Source organism: Brevibacillus brevis, assembly GCF_900637055.1.
In the GTDB taxonomy this organism is placed as follows: domain Bacteria; phylum Bacillota; class Bacilli; order Brevibacillales; family Brevibacillaceae; genus Brevibacillus; species Brevibacillus brevis.
Genome location: NZ_LR134338.1, coordinates 2317886 through 2337922 on the forward strand (window position 1 = coordinate 2317886; position 20037 = coordinate 2337922).

Annotated in this window: 17 protein-coding genes; 12 read left to right on the forward strand and 5 right to left on the reverse strand. The window is 47.6% G+C overall.

Annotated elements, in window-relative coordinates:
- The first annotated feature begins 120 nt into the window (after nucleotides 1-120).
- Nucleotides 121-999 carry a LysR family transcriptional regulator gene (locus EL268_RS11640; RefSeq protein ID WP_106653348.1) on the forward strand — a complete coding sequence of 293 codons (879 nt, stop codon included), beginning with the start codon at nucleotides 121-123 and terminating at the stop codon, nucleotides 997-999.
- Between the two features lies 1 nt (nucleotide 1000).
- Here EL268_RS11640 and EL268_RS11645 read toward each other — a convergent pair whose 3' ends face one another.
- Together EL268_RS11645 and EL268_RS11650 are read right to left on the reverse strand one after the other, a co-directional pair.
- On the reverse strand, nucleotides 1001-1747 hold the full coding sequence (locus tag EL268_RS11645) for a YwaF family protein (protein WP_106653349.1): 747 nt from the start codon (nucleotides 1745-1747) through the stop codon (nucleotides 1001-1003).
- Nucleotides 1748-2109: 362 nt separating this feature from the next.
- Nucleotides 2110-2619, reverse strand: a complete 510-nt coding sequence (locus tag EL268_RS11650) for a Gmad2 immunoglobulin-like domain-containing protein (RefSeq protein ID WP_106653350.1) — start codon at nucleotides 2617-2619, stop codon at nucleotides 2110-2112.
- A 158-nt stretch (nucleotides 2620-2777) separates the two neighbouring features.
- Here EL268_RS11650 and aspA point away from each other — a divergent pair, with 158 nt between their 5' ends.
- Nucleotides 2778-4202, forward strand: a complete 1425-nt coding sequence (gene aspA / locus EL268_RS11655) for an aspartate ammonia-lyase (protein ID WP_370511668.1) — start codon at nucleotides 2778-2780, stop codon at nucleotides 4200-4202.
- A gap of 69 nt (nucleotides 4203-4271) precedes the next feature.
- Here aspA and pdaA read toward each other — a convergent pair whose 3' ends face one another.
- A complete protein-coding gene (gene pdaA, locus EL268_RS11660; RefSeq protein ID WP_106653352.1) occupies nucleotides 4272-5057 on the reverse strand; it encodes a delta-lactam-biosynthetic de-N-acetylase in 786 nt (261 codons plus the stop codon).
- Nucleotides 5058-5332: 275 nt separating this feature from the next.
- On the opposite strand from pdaA, the gene EL268_RS32750 reads away from it, so the two are divergent.
- The 4 genes from EL268_RS32750 to EL268_RS11675 all read left to right on the forward strand — a co-directional run bounded on the left by EL268_RS32750 (nucleotide 5333) and on the right by EL268_RS11675 (nucleotide 12181).
- Nucleotides 5333-5602: a DNA primase gene (locus tag EL268_RS32750; protein WP_164724459.1), complete on the forward strand. Its 270-nt coding sequence runs from the start codon at nucleotides 5333-5335 to the stop codon at nucleotides 5600-5602.
- A 99-nt stretch (nucleotides 5603-5701) separates the two neighbouring features.
- On the forward strand, nucleotides 5702-8974 hold the full coding sequence (locus tag EL268_RS11665; protein WP_106653353.1) for a DEAD/DEAH box helicase: 3273 nt from the start codon (nucleotides 5702-5704) through the stop codon (nucleotides 8972-8974).
- 183 nt (nucleotides 8975-9157) lie between these two features.
- The gene (locus tag EL268_RS11670) at nucleotides 9158-10999 is read left to right on the forward strand and encodes a CotS family spore coat protein (RefSeq protein WP_106653354.1); all 1842 of its coding nucleotides are present in this window, start codon (nucleotides 9158-9160) and stop codon (nucleotides 10997-10999) included.
- A gap of 33 nt (nucleotides 11000-11032) precedes the next feature.
- On the forward strand, nucleotides 11033-12181 hold the full coding sequence (locus EL268_RS11675) for a glycosyltransferase family 4 protein (RefSeq protein WP_106653355.1): 1149 nt from the start codon (nucleotides 11033-11035) through the stop codon (nucleotides 12179-12181).
- A gap of 239 nt (nucleotides 12182-12420) precedes the next feature.
- On the opposite strand, the gene EL268_RS11680 is transcribed toward EL268_RS11675, so the two are convergent.
- Complete coding sequence (locus tag EL268_RS11680) at nucleotides 12421-12963, reverse strand: hypothetical protein (protein ID WP_106653356.1); 543 nt, start codon at nucleotides 12961-12963, stop codon at nucleotides 12421-12423.
- A gap of 185 nt (nucleotides 12964-13148) precedes the next feature.
- Here EL268_RS11680 and EL268_RS11685 point away from each other — a divergent pair, with 185 nt between their 5' ends.
- From EL268_RS11685 to EL268_RS11705, 5 genes are read left to right on the forward strand one after another with little or no spacing between them, the layout of a single operon-like run.
- On the forward strand, nucleotides 13149-14186 hold the full coding sequence (locus EL268_RS11685) for a DUF7847 domain-containing protein (protein ID WP_106653357.1): 1038 nt from the start codon (nucleotides 13149-13151) through the stop codon (nucleotides 14184-14186).
- Complete coding sequence (locus EL268_RS11690; RefSeq protein ID WP_106653358.1) at nucleotides 14179-14805, forward strand: DUF4129 domain-containing protein; 627 nt, start codon at nucleotides 14179-14181, stop codon at nucleotides 14803-14805. The genes EL268_RS11685 and EL268_RS11690 overlap by 8 nt, the downstream gene beginning before the upstream one ends.
- A complete protein-coding gene (locus EL268_RS11695; RefSeq protein ID WP_106653359.1) occupies nucleotides 14798-15922 on the forward strand; it encodes a DUF4350 domain-containing protein in 1125 nt (374 codons plus the stop codon). The genes EL268_RS11690 and EL268_RS11695 overlap by 8 nt, the downstream gene beginning before the upstream one ends.
- Before the next feature lie 8 nt (nucleotides 15923-15930).
- On the forward strand, nucleotides 15931-16851 hold the full coding sequence (locus tag EL268_RS11700; protein WP_106653360.1) for an AAA family ATPase: 921 nt from the start codon (nucleotides 15931-15933) through the stop codon (nucleotides 16849-16851).
- Nucleotides 16802-18172, forward strand: a complete 1371-nt coding sequence (locus tag EL268_RS11705) for a DUF58 domain-containing protein (RefSeq protein ID WP_106653361.1) — start codon at nucleotides 16802-16804, stop codon at nucleotides 18170-18172. The genes EL268_RS11700 and EL268_RS11705 overlap by 50 nt, the downstream gene beginning before the upstream one ends.
- Here the strand turns inward: EL268_RS11705 and EL268_RS11710 are convergent.
- Nucleotides 18139-19119 carry a stage II sporulation protein M gene (locus tag EL268_RS11710; RefSeq protein ID WP_106653362.1) on the reverse strand — a complete coding sequence of 327 codons (981 nt, stop codon included), beginning with the start codon at nucleotides 19117-19119 and terminating at the stop codon, nucleotides 18139-18141. The two genes, EL268_RS11705 and EL268_RS11710, sit on opposite strands and share 34 nt — an antisense overlap.
- 79 nt (nucleotides 19120-19198) lie before the next feature.
- Between EL268_RS11710 and EL268_RS11715 the strand changes: the two genes are divergently transcribed.
- Nucleotides 19199-20023 (forward strand): RDD family protein, encoded by an 825-nt coding sequence (locus tag EL268_RS11715; RefSeq protein ID WP_106653363.1) that lies wholly within the window; start codon nucleotides 19199-19201, stop codon nucleotides 20021-20023.
- Nucleotides 20024-20037 lie beyond the last annotated feature (14 nt).

Genomic DNA, 20037 nt, shown 5'->3' on the forward strand with positions numbered 1-20037 from the left:
AAAAAGCGGGTCCTAATCAGTGTTGCGCCATAAACAGTATACGAGTATCGTTTAAATAAGAAAAATGAATGTTTGTGATGATTTTCATGAATCGGATTCATGTAAAGGGGACGAAGAAAGGTGAGTTTGAACAAGTTTGAGGTAGTGATCACCGTTATTGAGTCGGGGAGCTTAACCAAAGCTGGAGAAATATTAGGTCTGACACAATCAGCGGTCAGCCATGCGATAGCGAGTCTGGAGCGGGAATTTGGATTTTCACTTTTGACCAGAGGACGATCAGGCATTAGCCTCACGAGTAATGGGGAGCGACTGCTTCCATACATGCGTGAGACTCTGCGCTGTCATGAGCGTATGAAACAAGAGGTGTTTGCCATCAACGGGTTGGAGGTCGGAACGGTGAGAATTGGAACGTTCACGAGTGTATCCACGCAATGGCTTCCCGGAATCCTCAAGCGGTTTCAAGATCAGTATCCGGAGATCGAGATTAGGCTGATGGAAGGGTATTACGATGGAATTGAGAGCTGGATTCAAACAGGAGAGATTGATTTCGGCTTCGTCTCCTTACCAACAACAGAGGATTTGGAATGTATCCCTTTAAAAAAGGATCAGATGTATTTGCTGGTGACAGAGGAACACCCGCTCTACAAAGAGGAGCGGGTGCATGTGAGCCGATTGGCCGAAGAGATATTTATCATGCCGAAGACAGGCTGTGACAATGATATACAGCGCTTGCTGGCCCAGTATCAGATCGAGCCCCGAATCAAATATGAAGTGGGAGATGATCACGCGATTATTGCCATGGTGCAAAATGGACTCGGGATCAGCATTCTTCCGGAAATGATTTTGTTCCGTTTGCCTGCAAATATACGGATGATCCCGCTTGAAGGGGAGCATTACCGTTCGCTGGGGGTGGCAGCAACCTCTTTTTCCAAGCAATCACCGGCTGCCAAACGCTTCTTGCAGTTTGTAACCGATTGGGTAAACGAGCAGCAGGCGTAATTCAGACAGACAAATCGCTCCTGACTTCCTTCGCCAGTGGCTGCTTTCGGACAAAGGGCAGGTACAGCAAGAAAAACAACGCGAGCGCTACTCCTTCCAACGAAACGATGTACCACGGATACGGGCCCAAAAAGTCAATCAGACTGGGATTGTCCGGTTTGCGCGAGACAAATAAATAATTTCCGCCCGTCCATTGGTTGACGAAAAGTGCGACGAGCAAAAGCAGGTTTAAAAAGCCCATCGTTTTCCAAATCGAACGGACAGTCGGACGGTAGCCTTCTACCCACGTCATGTACAGGCAAGCAAGAATGATTCCTGCGTGGGCTACAAAAAAATGCACAAAGCGAAAATGCGGAAATGGATAAAACAACTCGGGTGTAAGCAATGCCTGCATGGCACCGCCAATCCCGGCAAAAAACGTAATCTCATACAGCCCGTAGCTTCTCGTCATCAGCATCACGGCAGATAGAAGGAGAGTCACGCTACACAGCTGCAAGGGCAATGTGTAGGCAGCTGTCCAGCTCACGGTATAAACATGCCAAAGCTGATAACAAGCCTCTGACAAAAGTAAGACACCTGCGAGCACGTAACGTGTGGCGAGTCGATTTGTCGGGGCTTGGAGCTTTTGCCGAAATAAATAGGTGAGAACGACCAGACAGAGCACAAGAATCAAGGTGATAACGTGTGAAGTGGAAAACAGACGAAACGGCTCCCCTGTCAGGAAAAGTGACAAATAGGGTGAGGTCATGATGAGCTCCTTTTTGTTTATTATTTTTTATATTTGAAAATTCACGAAATTTTAACAGATAACTATTTTTCTGATATAAATCTTTGGTTATAATATAAATAGACTACGTTACATCATTGAGAGGAGATATAGTCTTGAACTTAGTGCTCACGGAAAAACAATGCAAGTCTTGCCAGGCTCGCTTGACCGAGTATGAAATCGAGAACAATGGTGCGCTCTGCATGGAATGCTTCAAGGAAGAACAAGGCGAATAAAAGTAAAGCAAGGCATACGGCAACTGACTGTCTACTGCTATCTAATAATAGACCCTTTCAATCAGGCCCTCTCTTTTTAATTGAGAGGGCCTGATTTTTTTGCAGGCCTTATTCCGGGAGCGGGATGATGAGTTCCATTCTTCGGCTGCCGTCTTTCATGCTTGTTTCAAACAAGATCAGTGTCAGTGTGCTGTTCGGCTCCGCTTTTTTCACTTTCAGTGTATGGGTAAAATCTCCCCAATCAGGAGCAGCGGTCGAAGCTTGCACGAAACCTTGCGTCAACTCGTTATGTCCATCTTCTACGACATAATTGAGTACAGCTTCGAACACGCGCGCCTGTCCTTTGATTTCGAATGTGTCTTGGGCGGTTTTCTTCACAGTGACATTGCGGAAAATATCATTGGCATAGACAGTCTCCTGTTGAGCTGGTTGTTCCGTTGTTGGCTTCTCAGGCGTTGTAGGTGGTTGCGTGGTTGCGGGTGGCTCAGAAGCAGGTGTCTCGGGCTCGGCTGCAACGGGTGGCTTCTGTTGTTCTGTTGGAGTGGATGGGCTATCTGTGCCACTCGTGCATCCTTGCAGCAAGCCGATCGTCAACAGCAGCAAAAGCATTTTTTTCATGGTATCCCTCGATTCTGTCTGGTATGAAATGGTACCTACAAATAATAAGACGTAAAAACAAATAAGAGTGTTTCAGGTGGATGAGTCTTCCTGCATAAACTATGATAGAATGGAGAGGAAGTAGCAACCATTATTCCTAGAAGGCTGGTCTGATAAGAATGGAACAACAGACGTTTCGAGTGGAAAAAGACTTTCTTGGCGAGAAGCAAATTCCAGTAGATGCTTATTATGGCGTGCAAACGATGCGAGCAACGGAAAACTTCCCAATCACCGGGTATCGTCTTCATTTTTCCCTCATCAATGCAATGGCAATGGTAAAAAAGGCAGCTGCGATGGCAAATATGGAAGTTTCCAGATTGAATCCGCGGTTAGGCAATGCGATTGTTGCTGCGGCGGAAGAAATCATGCAAGGAAAATGGCATGATCAATTTATCGTCGATCCGATCCAGGGCGGAGCAGGTACTTCTATTAATATGAATGCCAACGAAGTGATCGCGAACCGCGGTCTTGAGATGCTTGGTGAGAAAAAAGGCGATTATTTCCACTTAAGTCCAAATACACATGTCAACATGTCTCAGTCGACCAATGATGCTTTCCCGACAGCGATTCATATTGCAACACTGACCCTGTTGGAAAAGCTGCTCGTGACGATGGATAAGATGCATGATGCATTTGGCCAAAAAGCAAGAGAATTCGATGATGTCATTAAAATGGGCAGAACGCATTTACAGGATGCGGTTCCGATTCGCTTGGGCCAAGAATTCGAAGCATACCGTCGTGTGCTTGAGCGCGACATCAAGCGTATCAAGCAATCTCGTCAGCATTTGTACGAAGTCAATATGGGAGCGACTGCGGTAGGAACGGGATTGAATGCTGACCCTCGTTACATTACGACAGTAGTCAAGCATCTTGCCGATATCACAGGCTTCCCGCTGACAGGTGCGGAGCATCTCGTGGATGCTACACAAAACACAGATGCGTACACAGAAGTATCAGCAGCACTGAAAGTTTGCATGATGAATATGTCTAAAATCGCGAATGACTTGCGTTTGATGGCATCAGGACCTCGAGCTGGACTGGGAGAAATCTCCTTGCCAGCACGTCAGCCGGGCTCCTCGATCATGCCAGGAAAAGTCAATCCTGTCATGGCAGAACTCATCAACCAGGTAGCGTTTCAAGTCATCGGAAATGACCATACGATTTGTTTGGCATCCGAGGCAGGTCAGCTAGAACTGAACGTGATGGAGCCTGTGCTTGTCTTCAACTTGCTGCAATCGATCAGCATTATGGACAATGCATTCGATGTCTTTACGCGTCACTGCTTGGAAGGAATCGAAGCAAACCGCGAGCGCATGAAAGAATACGTGGAAAAAAGCGTAGGCGTCATCACTGCGGTGAATCCTCATCTCGGATATGAGACTGCTGCACGCATTGCCCGCGAAGCCATTTTGACAGGAAAGTCTGTGCGTGAGCTGTGCTTGCAACACAATGTACTGACAGAAGAAGAACTGGATTTGATTCTCGATCCATTTGAAATGACTCATCCAGGTATTGCTGGAGCATCCTTGCTGGATCGCGACTAAACCAAAAAACTCCCGCGCTTTGCACATGCGAAGCAGCGGGAGTTTTTGCTTGCAAAGGAAGGGCTTGTACTACTTTTTGGGAAGCTGATCCAAGCTCTTGAATTCATAGCCTTGCTTGCGTGCTTCATCGATCATCATCCCGAGAGCCTCTGCATTGTCTTTGGAGACAGAATGGAGCAGAATAACAGCCCCAGGATGCAATTGGGCCATCACGCTATCATAGGCATATTTTGCCCCACGCTGGACTTTGGTATCCCAATCCTTATAGGCAACCGACCAAAAGACATTGGTATAGCCCAAATCTTTGGTTACAGCAAGTGTGCGATCGCTGAAAATCCCTCTAGGAGGTCGCAAGTAACGCATGTTCGCTTGTCCGGTCACCTGCTGGACCGCATCGCTTACTTTCGTCAGTTCGTCTTTGATTTTCTGATTCGATACGGTTGTCATATCGGGATGGCTCCAGGAATGGTTGCCGATCAGATGTCCCTCTTGTGCCATTCGCTTTAACAACTCGGGCTGTTCCTTCACAAAATGACCTGTCACAAAGAAAATGGCAGGGACTTTTTTCGCGAGAAGTGTGTCTAAAATCTTTGGCGTAAAGCCATTTTCATAACCGTTATCAAACGTCAAGTAAAGCTCTTTTTTCGTGGTATCTCCTAAAAAAACCGCACCGTGACGATCTACAATGCCTTTAAAGCCTTCCTCGTTGATAGAGGGTAACTGACCATTTTTGCTCTTTTTAAATCCAAAATGGTACGGGTGATCTGGTGAGGCCATAATCGAGTCAACTGGCAAGGCACTTGTAAGCAACAAGCTAATCCCGATCAACAAGCTTTTGATAAATCGTCTTTTCAATAAGAAGCTCTCCCTTCTGTAGCGAAGTCATGATGTATTTAAGTCGATTCCATCAAAAGTTTGTCCAGTCTACTTCCAAATATGTAAACGTACATCTGCAACAGCAACGAGGGCCGAAGCGCAAATGAAGCGGTATTCCAAGTTGTGTAAAAAACTTCTTTGAGTAAGGAGACAACTGTCCATACAAGAAAAAGGAACGCGTCATATAGTATCAAAGTCGACAGAAAAATGTTGGCATACCAAGTAATCATCTATAGCCAGGAGGTGTAGTTTACATGGAAGAATGGTTGGAGCAATTACGTGATGCCATCGGCGAAGGTGCAGAAGAATTGGAAGTGAAAATCGAATACGAAGATGGTACCACGAGACATTTGTACTTCGGCAGTGATGAAGAAGATGATGAAGATGACGACGAAGAATCCGATGACGAAGAATCCGATGATGACGAAGAATCTGATGACGAGGAATCTGATGACGAGGAATCTGATGACGAAGACGAGGACGAAGATGAAGATGAAGACGAAGACGAAGATGACGACGACTAATCGTTTGTATGGTTGAAAAAAGATACGCGTACATGCGTATCTTTTTTCTGTTGCATTCTGTAATATTAAACATATTTCATGATGAGGATGGAACAGAAAATGAGCTTTCAAGTGAGTCATCAAACGATAAAAGAATGGTGCGGTCGCCTTTCTTATGAAAGAGGAAAGACTTTTTACCGTTCTGGGAACGTGCTTGTGGAGCATTTTCAACAGGAGCCTGCCTGGATCAAAACGACAGTGAACGCAGGAAAAAATAACTATCAAGTCACGATTGAACTGGACGAGTCTGGCATGGCAGCCGTGTGCAGCTGCCCTACTTTAGCGTCGTATGATCATTACTGCCAACATATCGCAGCATCGTTGTTAACTATGCGTGATCTGCAAGTAGATGAGCATCCTGGCAGCTATTCCACTTCCTTTGCAACGAGACAAGCAGGCATGACAACACAGGCCGATTCCCAACTGACAGAGGGACTGTTCGGCTTGTTCGTGGACCGGCCGATTCGGACAAGCCATAATCGCGTGTTACTGGATTCGCGAACAACGCTTGCCTTGGAAATCATATGTAAAATCGTACCGTACGGCTTTCGCAAGAGCATGATCGGAATAGAGCTGAAGCTAGGGCCAAAGAGGTTGTACATCGTAAAGGACATTCGCGCGTTTTTAGACCGGGTCGATAAGCAGCAAGTGTATCGTTTCTCTAGCCAATTTACCTATGATCCGAATTTGCATCGCTTTTTGCCAGAGCATGAAGCCATCCTTCGTGAACTCCTGCAAATTTACCGCACGGAAAAAATATATCGAGAGACAGCAAGCTACCATTATCAGGAACAGAAGCATGTGGGTGGGGAACGGGTTCTACTTGTTCCACCATTTACCTGGGAGCGATTATTTGCTTTGCTACTTACCGCACCGTCTGTTCACCTTCAGCATCATGACCAAATGTATCCAACGTTTGCATGTATCGATGAGCCGCCACCACTCCACTTCGAATTTGACCAGACAAAAACTGATCAATATCAGTTGGAAGTCCAAGGATTCAAGCGAATCACTGTCTTGGAAGCTTACGGATTGTTGCTCGTAGATGGCAAATGGCACCGACTGCCAAAGGAACAATGCCACAGTTTGGCAGAGCTGAAGCACTTGTTAGAATCGCATAGCAGTGAGCGGATTCACATTCCCGCGGAAAAAATCGAGCCATTCATGGTGCAGGTTATCCCGGCCTTGATGAAACTAGGGAACGTGCAAGTTGCAAAGGCTGTCTCGGAACGAGTCGTGCAATTCCAGTTAAAAGCCAAGCTGTATTTGGACAGGGTAAGGGACCGGCTGCTGGCGGGGCTTGAGTTTCAATATGGTGATATCGTCATCAATCCGCTGGAAGGGTATGAAGGAGGAGGGCAACGTGGCAGTGAGCTGATTTTGATGCGTGACGGGGAGAAGGAGCGGCAGATTTTAGAGCTGATGGAGGAAAGTGCCTTTACCCGCACGGAAGGAGGGTATTTTCTAGATGACGAGGAAGCTGAGTACGACTTCCTTTACCACGTCGTCCCTAAGCTGGAAAAGCTGTTAAAGGTATACGCGACAACTTCCGTAAAAATCAGGATTCAGCCTCTCCATCTACCACCAAAAGTAAAAGTGGATGTCGATGAGCGAACAAATTGGCTGGATTTTCGCTTTGATATGGATGGAATACCCGAGTCCGAGATCCGAAGTGTGATCCAATCGGTAGAAGAAAAGCGCAGATATCATCGGCTGTCGAATGGAGCGCTTCTGCCGCTTGAGACAAAGGAATTTGAGCAAATCAATCGTTTCCTAGACGAGATGGGCATGCAATATGCTGAGCAAATGGGAAGTGGTTTTCAACTTCCTGCTTTTCGCGGGCTGCGCTTGCTCGATATACCTATGCAGGGACAGTCTGTTCAGCTAGGCAAATCATTGCGCCAGTTTTTGGAGAATATGCGTAACCCTGATAATCTGGACTTTCCAGTACCCGAGTCTTTGCAGGGGACACTTCGAGATTATCAGAAGTTTGGCTATCAATGGATGAAAACACTGGCACACTACGGCTTTGGGGGAATTCTCGCAGACGATATGGGCCTGGGGAAGACATTGCAAAGTATAACCTTTCTTCTCTCTGTTCTGCCCGAAATCCGAGAACAAAAGCTCCCAGCGATTATCGTGGCTCCTGCCTCTCTTTTATACAATTGGCACAATGAAATCAAAAAGTTCGCGCCAAATATCCGTAGCGTTATTGTGGATGGCACGAAGGAAGAGCGGAATCAAATCGTAAACGAACTGTCAGAAATCGATGTGCTCATTACTTCGTATCCGCTCCTGCGTCGTGATCATGCCAAGTTCGAGGAGCATTCCTTCCACACCTTGATCTTGGATGAAGCGCAGACCTTCAAAAACTATGTCACTCAGACAGCTCAGACAGTAAAGCGTATAAAAGCCAAGCATCGCTTTGCCCTTACAGGAACACCTGTGGAAAACAGGGTAGAGGAGCTGTGGTCCATCTACGATGCTGTTTTCCCTGAGCTTTTTCCGGCACGAAAGGAATTTCTCGAATTGCCGCGAGAGACGATTGCGAAGCGGACGCGTCCATTTTTATTGCGCAGGCTCAAGACCGAGGTACTGAAGGAATTGCCAGCCAAAATTGAAACACTGCAAAGCGCAAGACTCTTGCCAGAACAGAAAAAACTGTATGTGGCCTACTTGGCGCAGCTCCAACAGGAAACAGTGAAGCACCTGTACAATAAAGGTTTTCAAAAAAATCGGATCAAAATTCTCGCAGGCTTGACGAGACTGCGGCAAATATGTTGTCATCCAGCGTTGTTCGTCAAAGAGTATGACGGAGGGTCAGCCAAGCTCGAACAGCTATTCGAGATTATCGGTGAATGCAAAAACGCTGGGAAGCGCGTTCTGCTCTTTTCTCAATTTACGGAGATGCTAGGGATAATCGGACGCGAGCTGGGGTATCACGGTGTCCCGTTTTTCTATCTGGATGGACAGACGCCAGTAGCAGAGAGACTAGATTTGTGCAACCGATTTAACGAGGGAGAGCGGGATTTGTTTCTCATGTCTTTGAAAGCTGGGGGAACAGGATTGAATGTGACGGGAGCGGACACCGTGATTTTGTATGATCTGTGGTGGAATCCCGCTGTGGAACAACAGGCAGCTGATCGTGCCCATCGCATCGGACAAAAAAACGTCGTTCAAGTGATCAGGCTTGTTGCAGAGGGAACGGTCGAAGAGAAGATGTACGAGCTGCAACAAAAAAAGAAAAACTTGATCGAGGAAATCATTACACCGGGGCAAGAAGCAATCTCATCTTTAACCGAGCAAGAAATACGCGAATTGCTGATGATTTAACACGAACAGCTTGACTATAGCTACCATGCGAGGAGTCAAGCTGTTTTTTTGCGAGACTTTATCCCTGTGCGAATAACGAATTGGCAGACTCCCAATGATATTTGTCCGGTTCGAGAAAAGAACAGAGCGAATAGCTTATGGAGAAGGACGAAGGCATCACCACAGAAGTGTGGGGGGAATGGAATGGAACACTATGTGATTAAGCCATGGGATACCCGAGAAGGGAATGTGGAAACGCCGGCTAACTGGGATTTGACAGTGCCACCGGAAGTAGATGCGATCGCAGAACAAGTGATCAAAGAGTATGACATGTCGGTGAAGAGTCGTACGCTCATTACTTCCAAGCCAGACAAAGGCGGGGCTATTTGGCGCATCGAGACAGATAAAGGTCCGCGCAGCCTAAAGGTACTGCATCGTACGCCTGAACGCAGTCTCTATAGTGTGGCTTTCCAAGAATACGTCGTCAAACAGGGGGCAAGGGTACCAGCACTGATTCCTGCCCGAAATGGCAGTCTTTATGTGGAAAAAGGCGGGAAACTCTGGATTGTTACCGATTGGATTGCCTTGCAACCGGCAACAAAAGTAGATTTGGTAGGCGCGCAAGAGCTTTGCTATGGTCTTGGTGAATTCCATCGTCATTCGAAAGGCTATGTTCCGCCCGCAGGAGCCAAAAACTCTTCCCGCTTATATCGTTGGCCCAATCACTATCAAAAGATTGCCAAAAAAATCGGGTGGATGCGGGAAGTAGCGAAAGCCTACAGTGAAACCCCAGCAAGTAAATCCATTTTGGCCGTCGTCGATCACTATGAACAGCAAGCATGGGCAGCCTTAGAGAAATTAAAAACATCTGCCTATCCGAAAATGATCAAAATGGGAGAGGCGCACTGGGGATTGGTGCACCAGGATTACGGCTGGTCAAATGGTCAAAATGGTCCCGGAGGGCTTTGGGTGATTGACCTGGATGGCGTGTCATACGATTTGCCGTTTCGGGATTTGCGCAAGCTCATCACCAGTACGATGGATGATATGGGAGTCTGGGATGTTACCTGGATGCGCGGCATGATCGAAGCCTATCATAAGGCAAATCCACTGGATCGCGAATCGTTCGAAGTGCTCTTAAATGATATGGCAGTACCAAACGAATTTTATAAGCATCTCAAAGAGATGTTTTATGATCCCGAGATCTTTTTGTCGACGGAAGCAGAAGGCATTCTGCAGCGAGTTTTGACGGGGGATAAAACGAAAGATGCGGCATTGGCAGAGCTCGCGAAAGACATCAGCAAATACGAACCTGGCAACTATGACCAAATAACGGAAGTGGTAGAACCGCAAAGGGTGGCATCAGGTATCAAGGAATTCTTACCTGTTGCGGTGTCTACACCAGCAACAGAGGCTTTGGTCGAGAAACCGAAAGACAAAAAGTCTACTAAGATCAAGGTGTCTAAGGATAAGGCGTCTAAGGATAAAGTGTCTAAGGATAAAGAGTCAAAGGTCAAGGGATCCAAAGACAAAGAGTCCAAAATCAAGGAGCCTGCACGCGAACAGGTAGCCGCTTCACTTCCGACTTCCGAGCAAAAGCCAATTAAATCGAAAGAAAGCCAGCAAAAAGGGGCAGAGTCAGAACAAAGCAGCACTACCCGCAGAACTCGAATCGCATTTTCGGGAAATGTTCCTTTTACGCCATCAGCGCCACTCGTTACAACAGAACCACGAAAACACGTTGGTCGAAATAAAAAGCGGGTAATAAGCTCTACTGTTTCAAAAAGCAACAGCAAAAAGTCAAGTAAGACTCAAAGCAAAGTAAAGGTCTCTATCAATGTAAAGGCCAAATCTCCACAAGCAAAACCCGCAAGTCAAGCAGAGAAAAACAAAAAAGGATCTGTGTGGACATCTAAAGAGCAGTCCCGGACCGTCACTTCGAACAAGAGCAAGAAGGTTGCCAAGTCGGCGAAACCAAGCCGTAAATTCATCAACAATCAGATGAAGAAGCAGCGTCAAAAATCAAAGAAGACGAGAGGCAACTAATGTAAGAAGTCGGAACGGGAAAGGAGAATTCGGATGAAAGTTATCATGGTCTGTACAGAAAAATTGCCAGTCCCTCCTATTCGAGGGGGAGCGATTCAGACTTATATTTCAGGGATTGCAGATATTTTAGGGAGACATCATGAGCTGACGATCCTGGGAACGTCGGATCCCACGCTACCGAAGGATGAAATAGTTCGCAATGCGCGTTATGTGCGGGTAGATGGTCAAGGTGTGTTCGAGATCTATGCGCGCGAAGTAGCCGCTTTTCTGAGTGCGAACAACTATGATGTCATCCATGTTTTTAACCGACCACGGATGGTTCCCATCATTCGTGAGGTATGTCCGAACGCCCGTATCATCTTAAGTATGCACAATGATATGTTTGATCCGGTAAAAATAGGGCAGGCAGAAGCTGCTAGAGCCGTTGCTGAAACAGAAAGCATCATCACCATCAGTGATTATGTCGGCCGGGTCATTGCCTCGCTGTATCCCGAAGCCGCAAATAAGCTTCGTACGATTTATTCAGGTGTGAACCTGGAAACGTTTGTTCCGGTGGAAGGATCAAAAACGGCGCAAAAGATTCGCCAGGAACTGCGGGCGACGCACAATCTTGGCAACAAACAAGTAATCTTGTTTGTAGGACGATTGACGCCGAAAAAAGGGGCCGACATTCTGGTTCGCGCGATGAATGAACTCCGCTCCTACCATTCCAACATCGCTCTCGTCTTGGTTGGAGGGTCCTGGTACGGAGAAAATAAAATCAGTGACTATGCAGCATATGTACGCTCATTAGCGAATCGTTCGCCTGTTCCGGTTATTACAACGGGATTTGTTCCGGCAGATCAGATTCACCACTGGTTCTGGGCAGGTGACGTTTTTGTCTGTCCATCGCAATGGGAGGAACCACTGGCACGTGTCCATTATGAAGCAATGGCCGCCGGTCTGCCCTTTGTCACGACAAAGCGGGGAGGAAATGCTGAGGTGATCATCGGAGGCAATGGACTGTTGGTCGAACAGCCGGAGGACCCTCAAGCGTTTGCAGTACAGCTGAAACAACTATTGTCCAGCCGCGATCTCCAACGTCAAATGGGGAGAAGCGGGCGCCAGCTTGCCGAACAAAGATTTACATGGGATCGAGTCGCAAGAGATGTGCTAGACGTATGGAATAACAGGGGTAGGTAAAACCAAAAAACGAATACTAGCAGCCCACTTCCCTGAGAAAGATCGGAGAAGTGGGCGTTTACTTATTCCTTCGGGACGAAAGAGTCATACAATGTCCTGCTAGAGTGGACAGACCAGTCTGAACAAATGGGCTTGTCTCACATTCGTATGCACGAAATGGGGAAAATGCGGGGAATCTACTACGCACAGACTCCCCGCATCTTCAGGCAATCCTTAAGCCTCGCAGAATATCAGCTTGTTCAATTGGGTTCTGCATTTGGAATAATCGCGACGATGTGGGTGATAGGAATAAGGATAGAAGCTCCGTTTGTGCGTGAAGAGGGTAAGGTCTGTAATTCAATGATTCCTTCCTCCACTCTAAGAAGCTTGCCGATTCGGTAAGAACGACTCTCAGGTCCCCAATCCGTCGTCAATAAGACCTCCACAAGTTGATCATTTCTCATGCATTTGCTGAGTTCTTGACGAAGCCCTTCTATACATGCTTGTTCCGCTGTTTCTTCCGTTTCGACATCTACCTTCACGACTGGTGCCGGGATGACGATTGGCTTCGGAGCTTCTACTTGTACAACAGGTGCCTCTACTTGTACAACAGGCGCTTCTACTTGTACAACAGGTGCTTCTACTTGCGGAGTGGGGGTGGTCACATTCACTCGAGGTGCACGTACGTGGATACGCACAAAACGGCGTAATTGCCTGAGCAGATTATTGGGTTTGCGTCTGGTAGATCGCTTCTTGCAGCGGGCTTGCTTTGCTTTTAGCTTCTTCTTTCTCAATGCTTTCAAAGTCAACTCCCTCCTTCCTATGCATGCAATATCATATTCAGAAGGGGGGCGACCGCATTGGACTAACACCTGATTTGACAAAATCAGGCAGGAAAACATTAGCAAAATTAGATGATTTTTTTAAAAAAACAGGGAAATCGTGTATACTTATCAGGTAATCTCAAAAAGAAAGATGGAGGTTTCTCATGAATCGTACGCCGATTGCCCCCATGGGAGTGGGGAAGCTGTTGGACAAGAGCTTTTCTGTGTATCGCCAGCATTTTGGAGCATTCTTTTTGTTGGCTTTAATTTGGTTCGGTCCATTATTACTCCTGCAGCAACTACTTCTGGTTGACCTTACCAGAGTGCCTTTGCTCGCACAAGATACAGAAGGTCTTGACTTTGCAGAATCGTTAGGCGCAAGATTTGCCGGACAAGAAGAATTTATGACACAAAGCCTTCCTATGTTGCTCATATTCCTATTCCTTGTCGCACCGATCCTTTTGATCATCGCCTATCCGCAAATGATTTCCGGTTCGATTTTACTCACGAAGGCTGCTCTTGAGGGAGAGACCTTGAGCTTAAAAGATGCCTTGAAGGGAGCACTTCGCCGATTTTGGCCGCTAGCGGGCAGTACTTTCCTATATGGAGTAATCGCGTTTGCAGTGTCGACAGCATTTGTCATCGCATATGGACTGATTTTCGTTATGATCGCCTTCGCCGGTGGAATGACATTGGAAACCATGTTTGATCCGTCAGATGAAGGCAGCATTGTGCTTATGATCGTTCTGATTTTATTTGGCTATTTATTCTTAATTGCTGGCATGATGCTCGTACCGGGCTTTTTCATGCTGCGTTGGGGTTTTTATATGCCGCTCGTTCTGTTCGAACGCGATGGTATCGGGATCGGCCAGAGCTGGAATTTGACAAAAGGAAACTTTTGGCGTATATTCGGTATTTTTGTAGTTCTCAGTGTGATCTACTCGATGTTCTCTAGCGGCATGCAATTAGTACTCACTGGTGTCTTAGGTACATCTATCCTCGCGCAAATTATTCTGGTTGCACTTACCTGCCTCTTGAGCCCTTGGATGGCCATTGTTTACGCTTTGGCTTACTTTGATCTGCGCGTGAGAAAAGAAGGGACAGATTTACAAGAGCTAGTAAGCCGTCAGCTTGCCACATCTGCACCAGTAGAATCAGCAACTCCTACCCCTGCACAAGAGCCGGGAGTTACACATGATTAGCACGAGTCCTTGGGTAGATGACAAGGAGCATTTACAAGAGATTCTAGCCAGAGACGAGTTCAATTTGCCTCAAGGCAGTGGAGAGAACTGGATTCAAAGAGCGATGGATTTTGTAATCGAGTTGATCGCCGATCTTTTTGAGTGGACCAATATTCCGTCTGGTGCGGCTAATACCGTATCTACACTCGTGCTCATTATGGCAGTACTGGGACTGGTCGGCATCATTTACTGGTTGTTCCGCAGAATGATTTGGGAACAGAAGAAGCATCGACCGCTGTTTATGGACGGTGAAAAAATACGTTCTCATGCAGACTATTTGCGTGATGCGAAAGAAAAAGCAGCGCGAGGAGAATGGCGGGAAGGAGAGCGCTCGTTGTTTTTGGCGTTGTTGGTTTATTTGCAAATGAAATCATGGGTGCGTGTGGAGAAATGGAAAACGAATTGGGAATACGCAGAAGAAATTGAGGAAAATCAGCCGAGCTTACGCGATGTGTTCGGCCGCTTCGCACGTGAGTTCGACGCTGTTTGGTACGGGCAGGCGCTTGTTGATGAAGTGTCGTTCTGGCAGCGTGTAAACGAACTGGAAGGCATCTGGCGCGAGGAGGGACAGCATGAATAGTTTGCGCACCTATCGTGTCGGAATCGTTGTGGCTACCTTGCTGCTCGTCATCGTGGGCTGGTTGATCGTCAAGCCTACAGCTGAGCCTCTCCCGCCGTACTTGGCTTCGTCTGCACAGCCAAGCGGAATCAAGGCTGTGCTCGTATTACTGGAGGAAAAAGGCAAGCAGGTAAAGGAATGGCGGCAGCCTATGCGTTTTTTACCAACAGCAACTGGGCAGGCCATGCTCGTAGTAGAGCCGGAAAGACTGATGCCAGAGGAACAGATAGACATTCTGGATTGGGTCAGTGAAGGCAATGATCTAATTCTCTTTGACTCGAGACCAGAGTGGGAAGAGCTTCCCTTTTATACGGAGTTCATCCGGGGTAAAGAAAATCAGGAGCGAAACATTCAGGGACCGCTCGTTCAGGGCAGGTTCATGGGCAAAGCAGAGACCTCATTGAGATTTTTAGAAGATGATGACATGGAGCCACTTCTCTACGACGATCAGGGGATACTCGGGGGAAGAACGGAAGTGGGAGATGGCAGTGTCACGTTTTTTCTTGTACCGGAATGGCTAACCAATCAAAAAATTGATCGACTCTCCCACTTTGAAGCGATCTGGCCGTATGTACAAGGAGATTGGTCCGTTCTTTGGGTAGACGAATACCATCACGGCTTGCAAGAAAAACCAGGCTTTTTGGCGATCTACCCTGGATGGCTCATAGCCGCCTGCTTTCAACTCGCGATCCTGCTTTTGCTGTACGTGTGGTGGAGAGGAAAACGTTTCGGACCGGTCTATACGCTTAGGGAATGGACAGTTCGCCGTGGTGATGAGACGTTGCTCGCTGTGTCTAGCTGGTATGAGCGAAGAGGGCTGGCAAAGGATGCGTTGCGACATCGAGAAGCGTACATGCGACAGCTGTTGTACGATCGGTGGGGAGTGCACCAACGGGCTGATCGTGTGGAAATCGTGCGATATGCCAAAACAAGATGGACTAATCAAGAGGTAGAGAAATTCGCTCATCTGCTGGGACGACTGGAGCAGGCAAAAAACGAAGGGCGATACTCAGCAAAGAGTTTGCTTGCAGACAGTCTCTTGTTGGATGAGATTACGAAGCGTCTGGAGAAGGAGTGACAACTACCGTGGAGCAATTGTTGCAACAAATGGAAAAAGAGCTGGTTGGTCAGCGGCAAAATGTTCGGTTACTGTTAACAGCTTTGGTTGCCGGCGGACACGTCTTGCTAGAAGGTGTACCCGGTATCGGAAAGACGAAAATGGTAAGGACTTTATCGGAATTGATGGGGGGCGTGAGCAAGCGCGTCCAGTTTACGCCTGACATGATGCCATCGGACATTATTGGTCATGTGGTGTTCAATATGCAGCAGAACCAGTTTGAGACAATCAAAGGTCCTGTTTTCGCTAACTTATTGCTGGCGGACGAGATCAACCGGACTCCCCCGAAAACCCAAGCGGCCCTTTTAGAAGCAATGGAGGAGGGGCAAGTGACGATTCATGGTGTCACCTATCCTTTGCCAGATCCGTTTTTTGTCGTCGCTACGCAAAACCCGGTGGAGTATGAAGGAACGTATGTGTTGCCAGAGGCACAGCTCGATCGCTTTTTGTTCAAGCTAACGATGTCGTATCCTTCCCATGAAAATGAAAAGCAAATCCTCGCCAAACATATTCCCAACAAGCGCAGCCACGAACGTGATCAAGAGCCGCTCTTTACATGGGATGCGATTTTGGAGAAGCGACGCCAATTAGAAGAAGTGGTTGTGGATGATTCGATTCTGGAGTACATTACGACACTGATTCGCAATACACGCGAAACGAAACGATTGCTCTTAGGTGCCAGCTCTCGTGCCGGAATCGCCGTATTGATGGCGAGCAAAGCATGGGCACTTTTGGACAATCGCAAGTTTGTGACGCCTGATGACGTGAAGATGGTGGCCCGTCCTGCATTGCGGCACCGACTCATACTGTCACCGCAGGTAGAATTGGAGGGGGGTACCAGTGACCACATCATCGAAGAGACGCTGGCGGCTATTCCAGTTCCTCGCTGATTTTTTGGCAGACCGTTTTGTCTTGCCATCCAAGCGGCTGCTTGTGGCAGTTTTGCTAGGCACACCTATCGCGATCGTCGGATTTCTACTGGAGATTGGCTATTCGATATTCTTTTTGTACAACGGTTTACTCCTGGTCGCTAGCATCTTGGATTGGGTTACCATCCCCAAACGCCGAGACTTGTCGATCCGGCGAATCTTGCCGGAGCAGACGGATATCGGACAATCGTTTTCGATCGAGCTAGAGCTTGCGAACAGAAGCGGGCAATCCGTTTCGTACTCCATCGTGGATGATCTTCCGCTGTCATTTGAAGAAACCGGACCGGTCACGGGTGTGATGGAGCAACCCTTAACCAACATAAGTTTTGAAACAAGAGGAAAAGAACGCGGAGAGTACGTGTTCCGCTGGCTTTACATGCGCTGGAATGGCAAACTCGGCTTGTGGTATCGTCAAAGCCGTTTTTCGTGTGAACAAACGATCAAGGTATACCCCGACCTTTCAGCCGTTCGTGGCTATTTGGCTTCGTTGCAGGAGAGCTTGATCGTCGACGGGAAAAAAATCATGCGCAGGGCGAAAGCGGGTACGGAATTCCATGCGATCCGCGATTACGTGCCTGACGATGATCCTCGGATGATTAACTGGTCTGCTTCAGCACGCTCCCGACGTCTGATGACGAACCAATATCGACCAGAGCATGGCAAGGTGATTACTATTCTGATCGATTGCGGAAGGTTGATGGGCGTCGAGCTGGATAACCAAACGAGACTGGATCGATCGCTGGAGTCTGCGCTCACGTTAGCGGCAGTGGCATTGCGTCAAGGAGATCAGGTAGCGCTACTAGCCTATTCGCATGAAATCAAGACGTACATACCTCCAGGCAGAGGATTGCGCCACTTGCATACCCTTTTGGAGGCAACCTACAACCTGACAAGTGATTTTGTAGAGGCAGATCCGGCGAAGGCGCTTGAATTTTTGAATCGCCAGCAGAAGAGAAGGAGCTTGGTGGTTCTTTTCTCAGATATGGAAAACTACCTCGTCGAAGATCAGTTGAGCAATTACTTGTGGCGGATGCGCCGTTCGCATTTGCTCTTGCTGCTGTCTTTGGCAGATCCGCTTCTGCATGAATGGAGTCATATAGACACGAGCAACAGCAGCTTGGCGTTTACAAAGGCGGTAGCTCAACGGTTCCAGCTCGATCGCAGGGCGTTTCAACAAAAAATGATCGGCGCGGGTATCCAGGTACTGGACGTTCCGGCCGATCAATTGACGCTGACGGTTATCAATACTTATTTGGACATCAAGTCAAGAGAAGCTTTGTGAGAATCGGGTCTGTATCCAAGGAGGTACCAGGCGATCAGCAAAAGCAACGTGCCGAAAGCTACGATGTACTTGGCTTCGAGAGAGAGACTCGATGGAGTAATATAGCCCTCAATGATTCCTGCGATGAATAAGAGTGGGATGGTAGCCAGCAGCAGATGCGCAGACTCTTTTGCCGCCTCCAAAAATTGATGTCTTCGTGCGTAGCGGCCGGGCACAAGCAGGCGGTACCCCATGTGAAGACCTGCTCCGCCAGCAATGAAGATGGCAGTCAGCTCGATCACGCCGTGTGGCAAAATGTAGGCCCAAAACGCATAGCTGCTATCTGCCTGATAGTAGACGGCTGCCAAAGCTCCAACCAGAAGGCCATTGAATAAGAGAAGGTAGATGGGGACGATTCCAAACGTAATTCCACTGACAAACGCCAGCATCGCCACTTTGATGTTGTTGGTCATAATCATCGTGGAGATGACCGGACTGTCGAGAGATTCGTGCCCTTCTCCCAGCCTGGATGGATCGATCTGCTCAGCCATCCCTTGTGGCAATACATAATACAAGTTGAGTGGATCGACCATGACGGCGGCAAAGCCAGAAATACCACCGATGATGAAGAGAAGAGCTGCCACACCAATGAAGCTCATTCGCTTATGTACGAGACCCATCAAGTAGCTGCCAAAGAAATGCTTGAGCTGCTGCCAGCTGCCTATTCGCTGCTTGTAAGCCAAATTATGTGCACGCAAGACGAGTTGGTTTAAGTAGAGGGTGATTTCGTCTGCAGGATGATAGGAGCGTACATAGGCCAAATGAGCAGATGTTTTCTTATATAGTTGTGTCAGGCGATCAATATCGGTAGCACTGATGTGCCGAGGTTGTCGGGTAAAACGCTCCACTAATTGTTCCAGTTCGGCCCAAGAGGCTTTATGCTTGTGCCAAAACGAGGTAATATCCATGTATAATGCCTCCTTACATTAGCGCGTGTGTAATCACTAGAAAAAACCTCAAAGTTTCGAGGGGGGGAAGAAAACCATCATGAATGAACCGACATACGTCAGTGGGTCAAATCGAGAAGCGTCTGTCGTGACACCCGAGCATGTTATGCTGCGATTTCAGACGGCAGGTCTTGGCAGTCGCGCCACTGCGATGCTGATTGATACAGGAATCTTGTTCCTGGTTAATCTTACTGTATTTATAATGTTTGGTATAGTTTTATTTGGAAATGAAGATGATTTTTTCCTGGATTCTGACAACTATGTGTTGGCAATCGTCCTCCTGGTTATCTTCGTAGTGAACTTTGGCTACTATTGGTTACTGGAAGCGTTCTGGGGCGGGCAAACCGTTGGCAAAAGGCTGGTGGGAATCCGAGTCATCCGTGATAATGGACAGCCTGCGACGTTTGTTTCCTCGACGATCCGGAATCTGTTTCGCATCGTTGACGCAATGCCATCTGGTTATTTTCTCGGGGCGCTCGTCTGCTTTTTCCACCCCCGTGATAAGCGAATTGGCGATATGGTTGCGGGCACGATTGTCGTGGTAGAGTCAGGACAGCGATCGACTCTTTTTCAGAAAAAGAAAGACAAACAGTCAAACGGCTTTGATTTGAATCATGCGCTACTCGTGCTTGATGAACGCCAAAAACAGGCGATTACCCGAGAGGACTGGCAGTTGCTTTCCTCCTTCATCAGCAGATTATCTTCTTTAACTCAAGCGAAAAAGTATGAACTTGGGAATCAAATTGCCAGCATCATGCGCAAAAAATTAGATCTGTTTGACGAACAGACCACCAAGGAAGACCCGATCCTGTTTTTGCAAAGACTGTACAATCAGCTGCAAAACGAATTTCAGCTCCGAAAATAAAGCGAGGTACCGCC

Bases quoted from the DNA above. Each gene is read 5' to 3' on its own strand.
- EL268_RS11650 (WP_106653350.1), bottom strand. From the start codon at position 2,619: ATGAAAAAAATGCTTTTGCTGCTGTTGACGATCGGCTTGCTGCAAGGA.
- EL268_RS11685 (WP_106653357.1), top strand. From the start codon at position 13,149: ATGAATCGTACGCCGATTGCCCCCATGGGAGTGGGGAAGCTGTTGGAC.
- EL268_RS11670 (WP_106653354.1), top strand. From the start codon at position 9,158: ATGGAACACTATGTGATTAAGCCATGGGATACCCGAGAAGGGAATGTG.
- EL268_RS11675 (WP_106653355.1), top strand. From the start codon at position 11,033: ATGAAAGTTATCATGGTCTGTACAGAAAAATTGCCAGTCCCTCCTATT.
- EL268_RS11645 (WP_106653349.1), bottom strand. From the start codon at position 1,747: ATGACCTCACCCTATTTGTCACTTTTCCTGACAGGGGAGCCGTTTCGT.
- EL268_RS11690 (WP_106653358.1), top strand. From the start codon at position 14,179: ATGATTAGCACGAGTCCTTGGGTAGATGACAAGGAGCATTTACAAGAG.
- EL268_RS11665 (WP_106653353.1), top strand. From the start codon at position 5,702: ATGAGCTTTCAAGTGAGTCATCAAACGATAAAAGAATGGTGCGGTCGC.
- aspA (WP_370511668.1), top strand. From the start codon at position 2,778: ATGGAACAACAGACGTTTCGAGTGGAAAAAGACTTTCTTGGCGAGAAG.
- EL268_RS32750 (WP_164724459.1), top strand. From the start codon at position 5,333: ATGGAAGAATGGTTGGAGCAATTACGTGATGCCATCGGCGAAGGTGCA.
- EL268_RS11710 (WP_106653362.1), bottom strand. From the start codon at position 19,119: ATGGATATTACCTCGTTTTGGCACAAGCATAAAGCCTCTTGGGCCGAA.
- EL268_RS11715 (WP_106653363.1), top strand. From the start codon at position 19,199: ATGAATGAACCGACATACGTCAGTGGGTCAAATCGAGAAGCGTCTGTC.
- EL268_RS11695 (WP_106653359.1), top strand. From the start codon at position 14,798: ATGAATAGTTTGCGCACCTATCGTGTCGGAATCGTTGTGGCTACCTTG.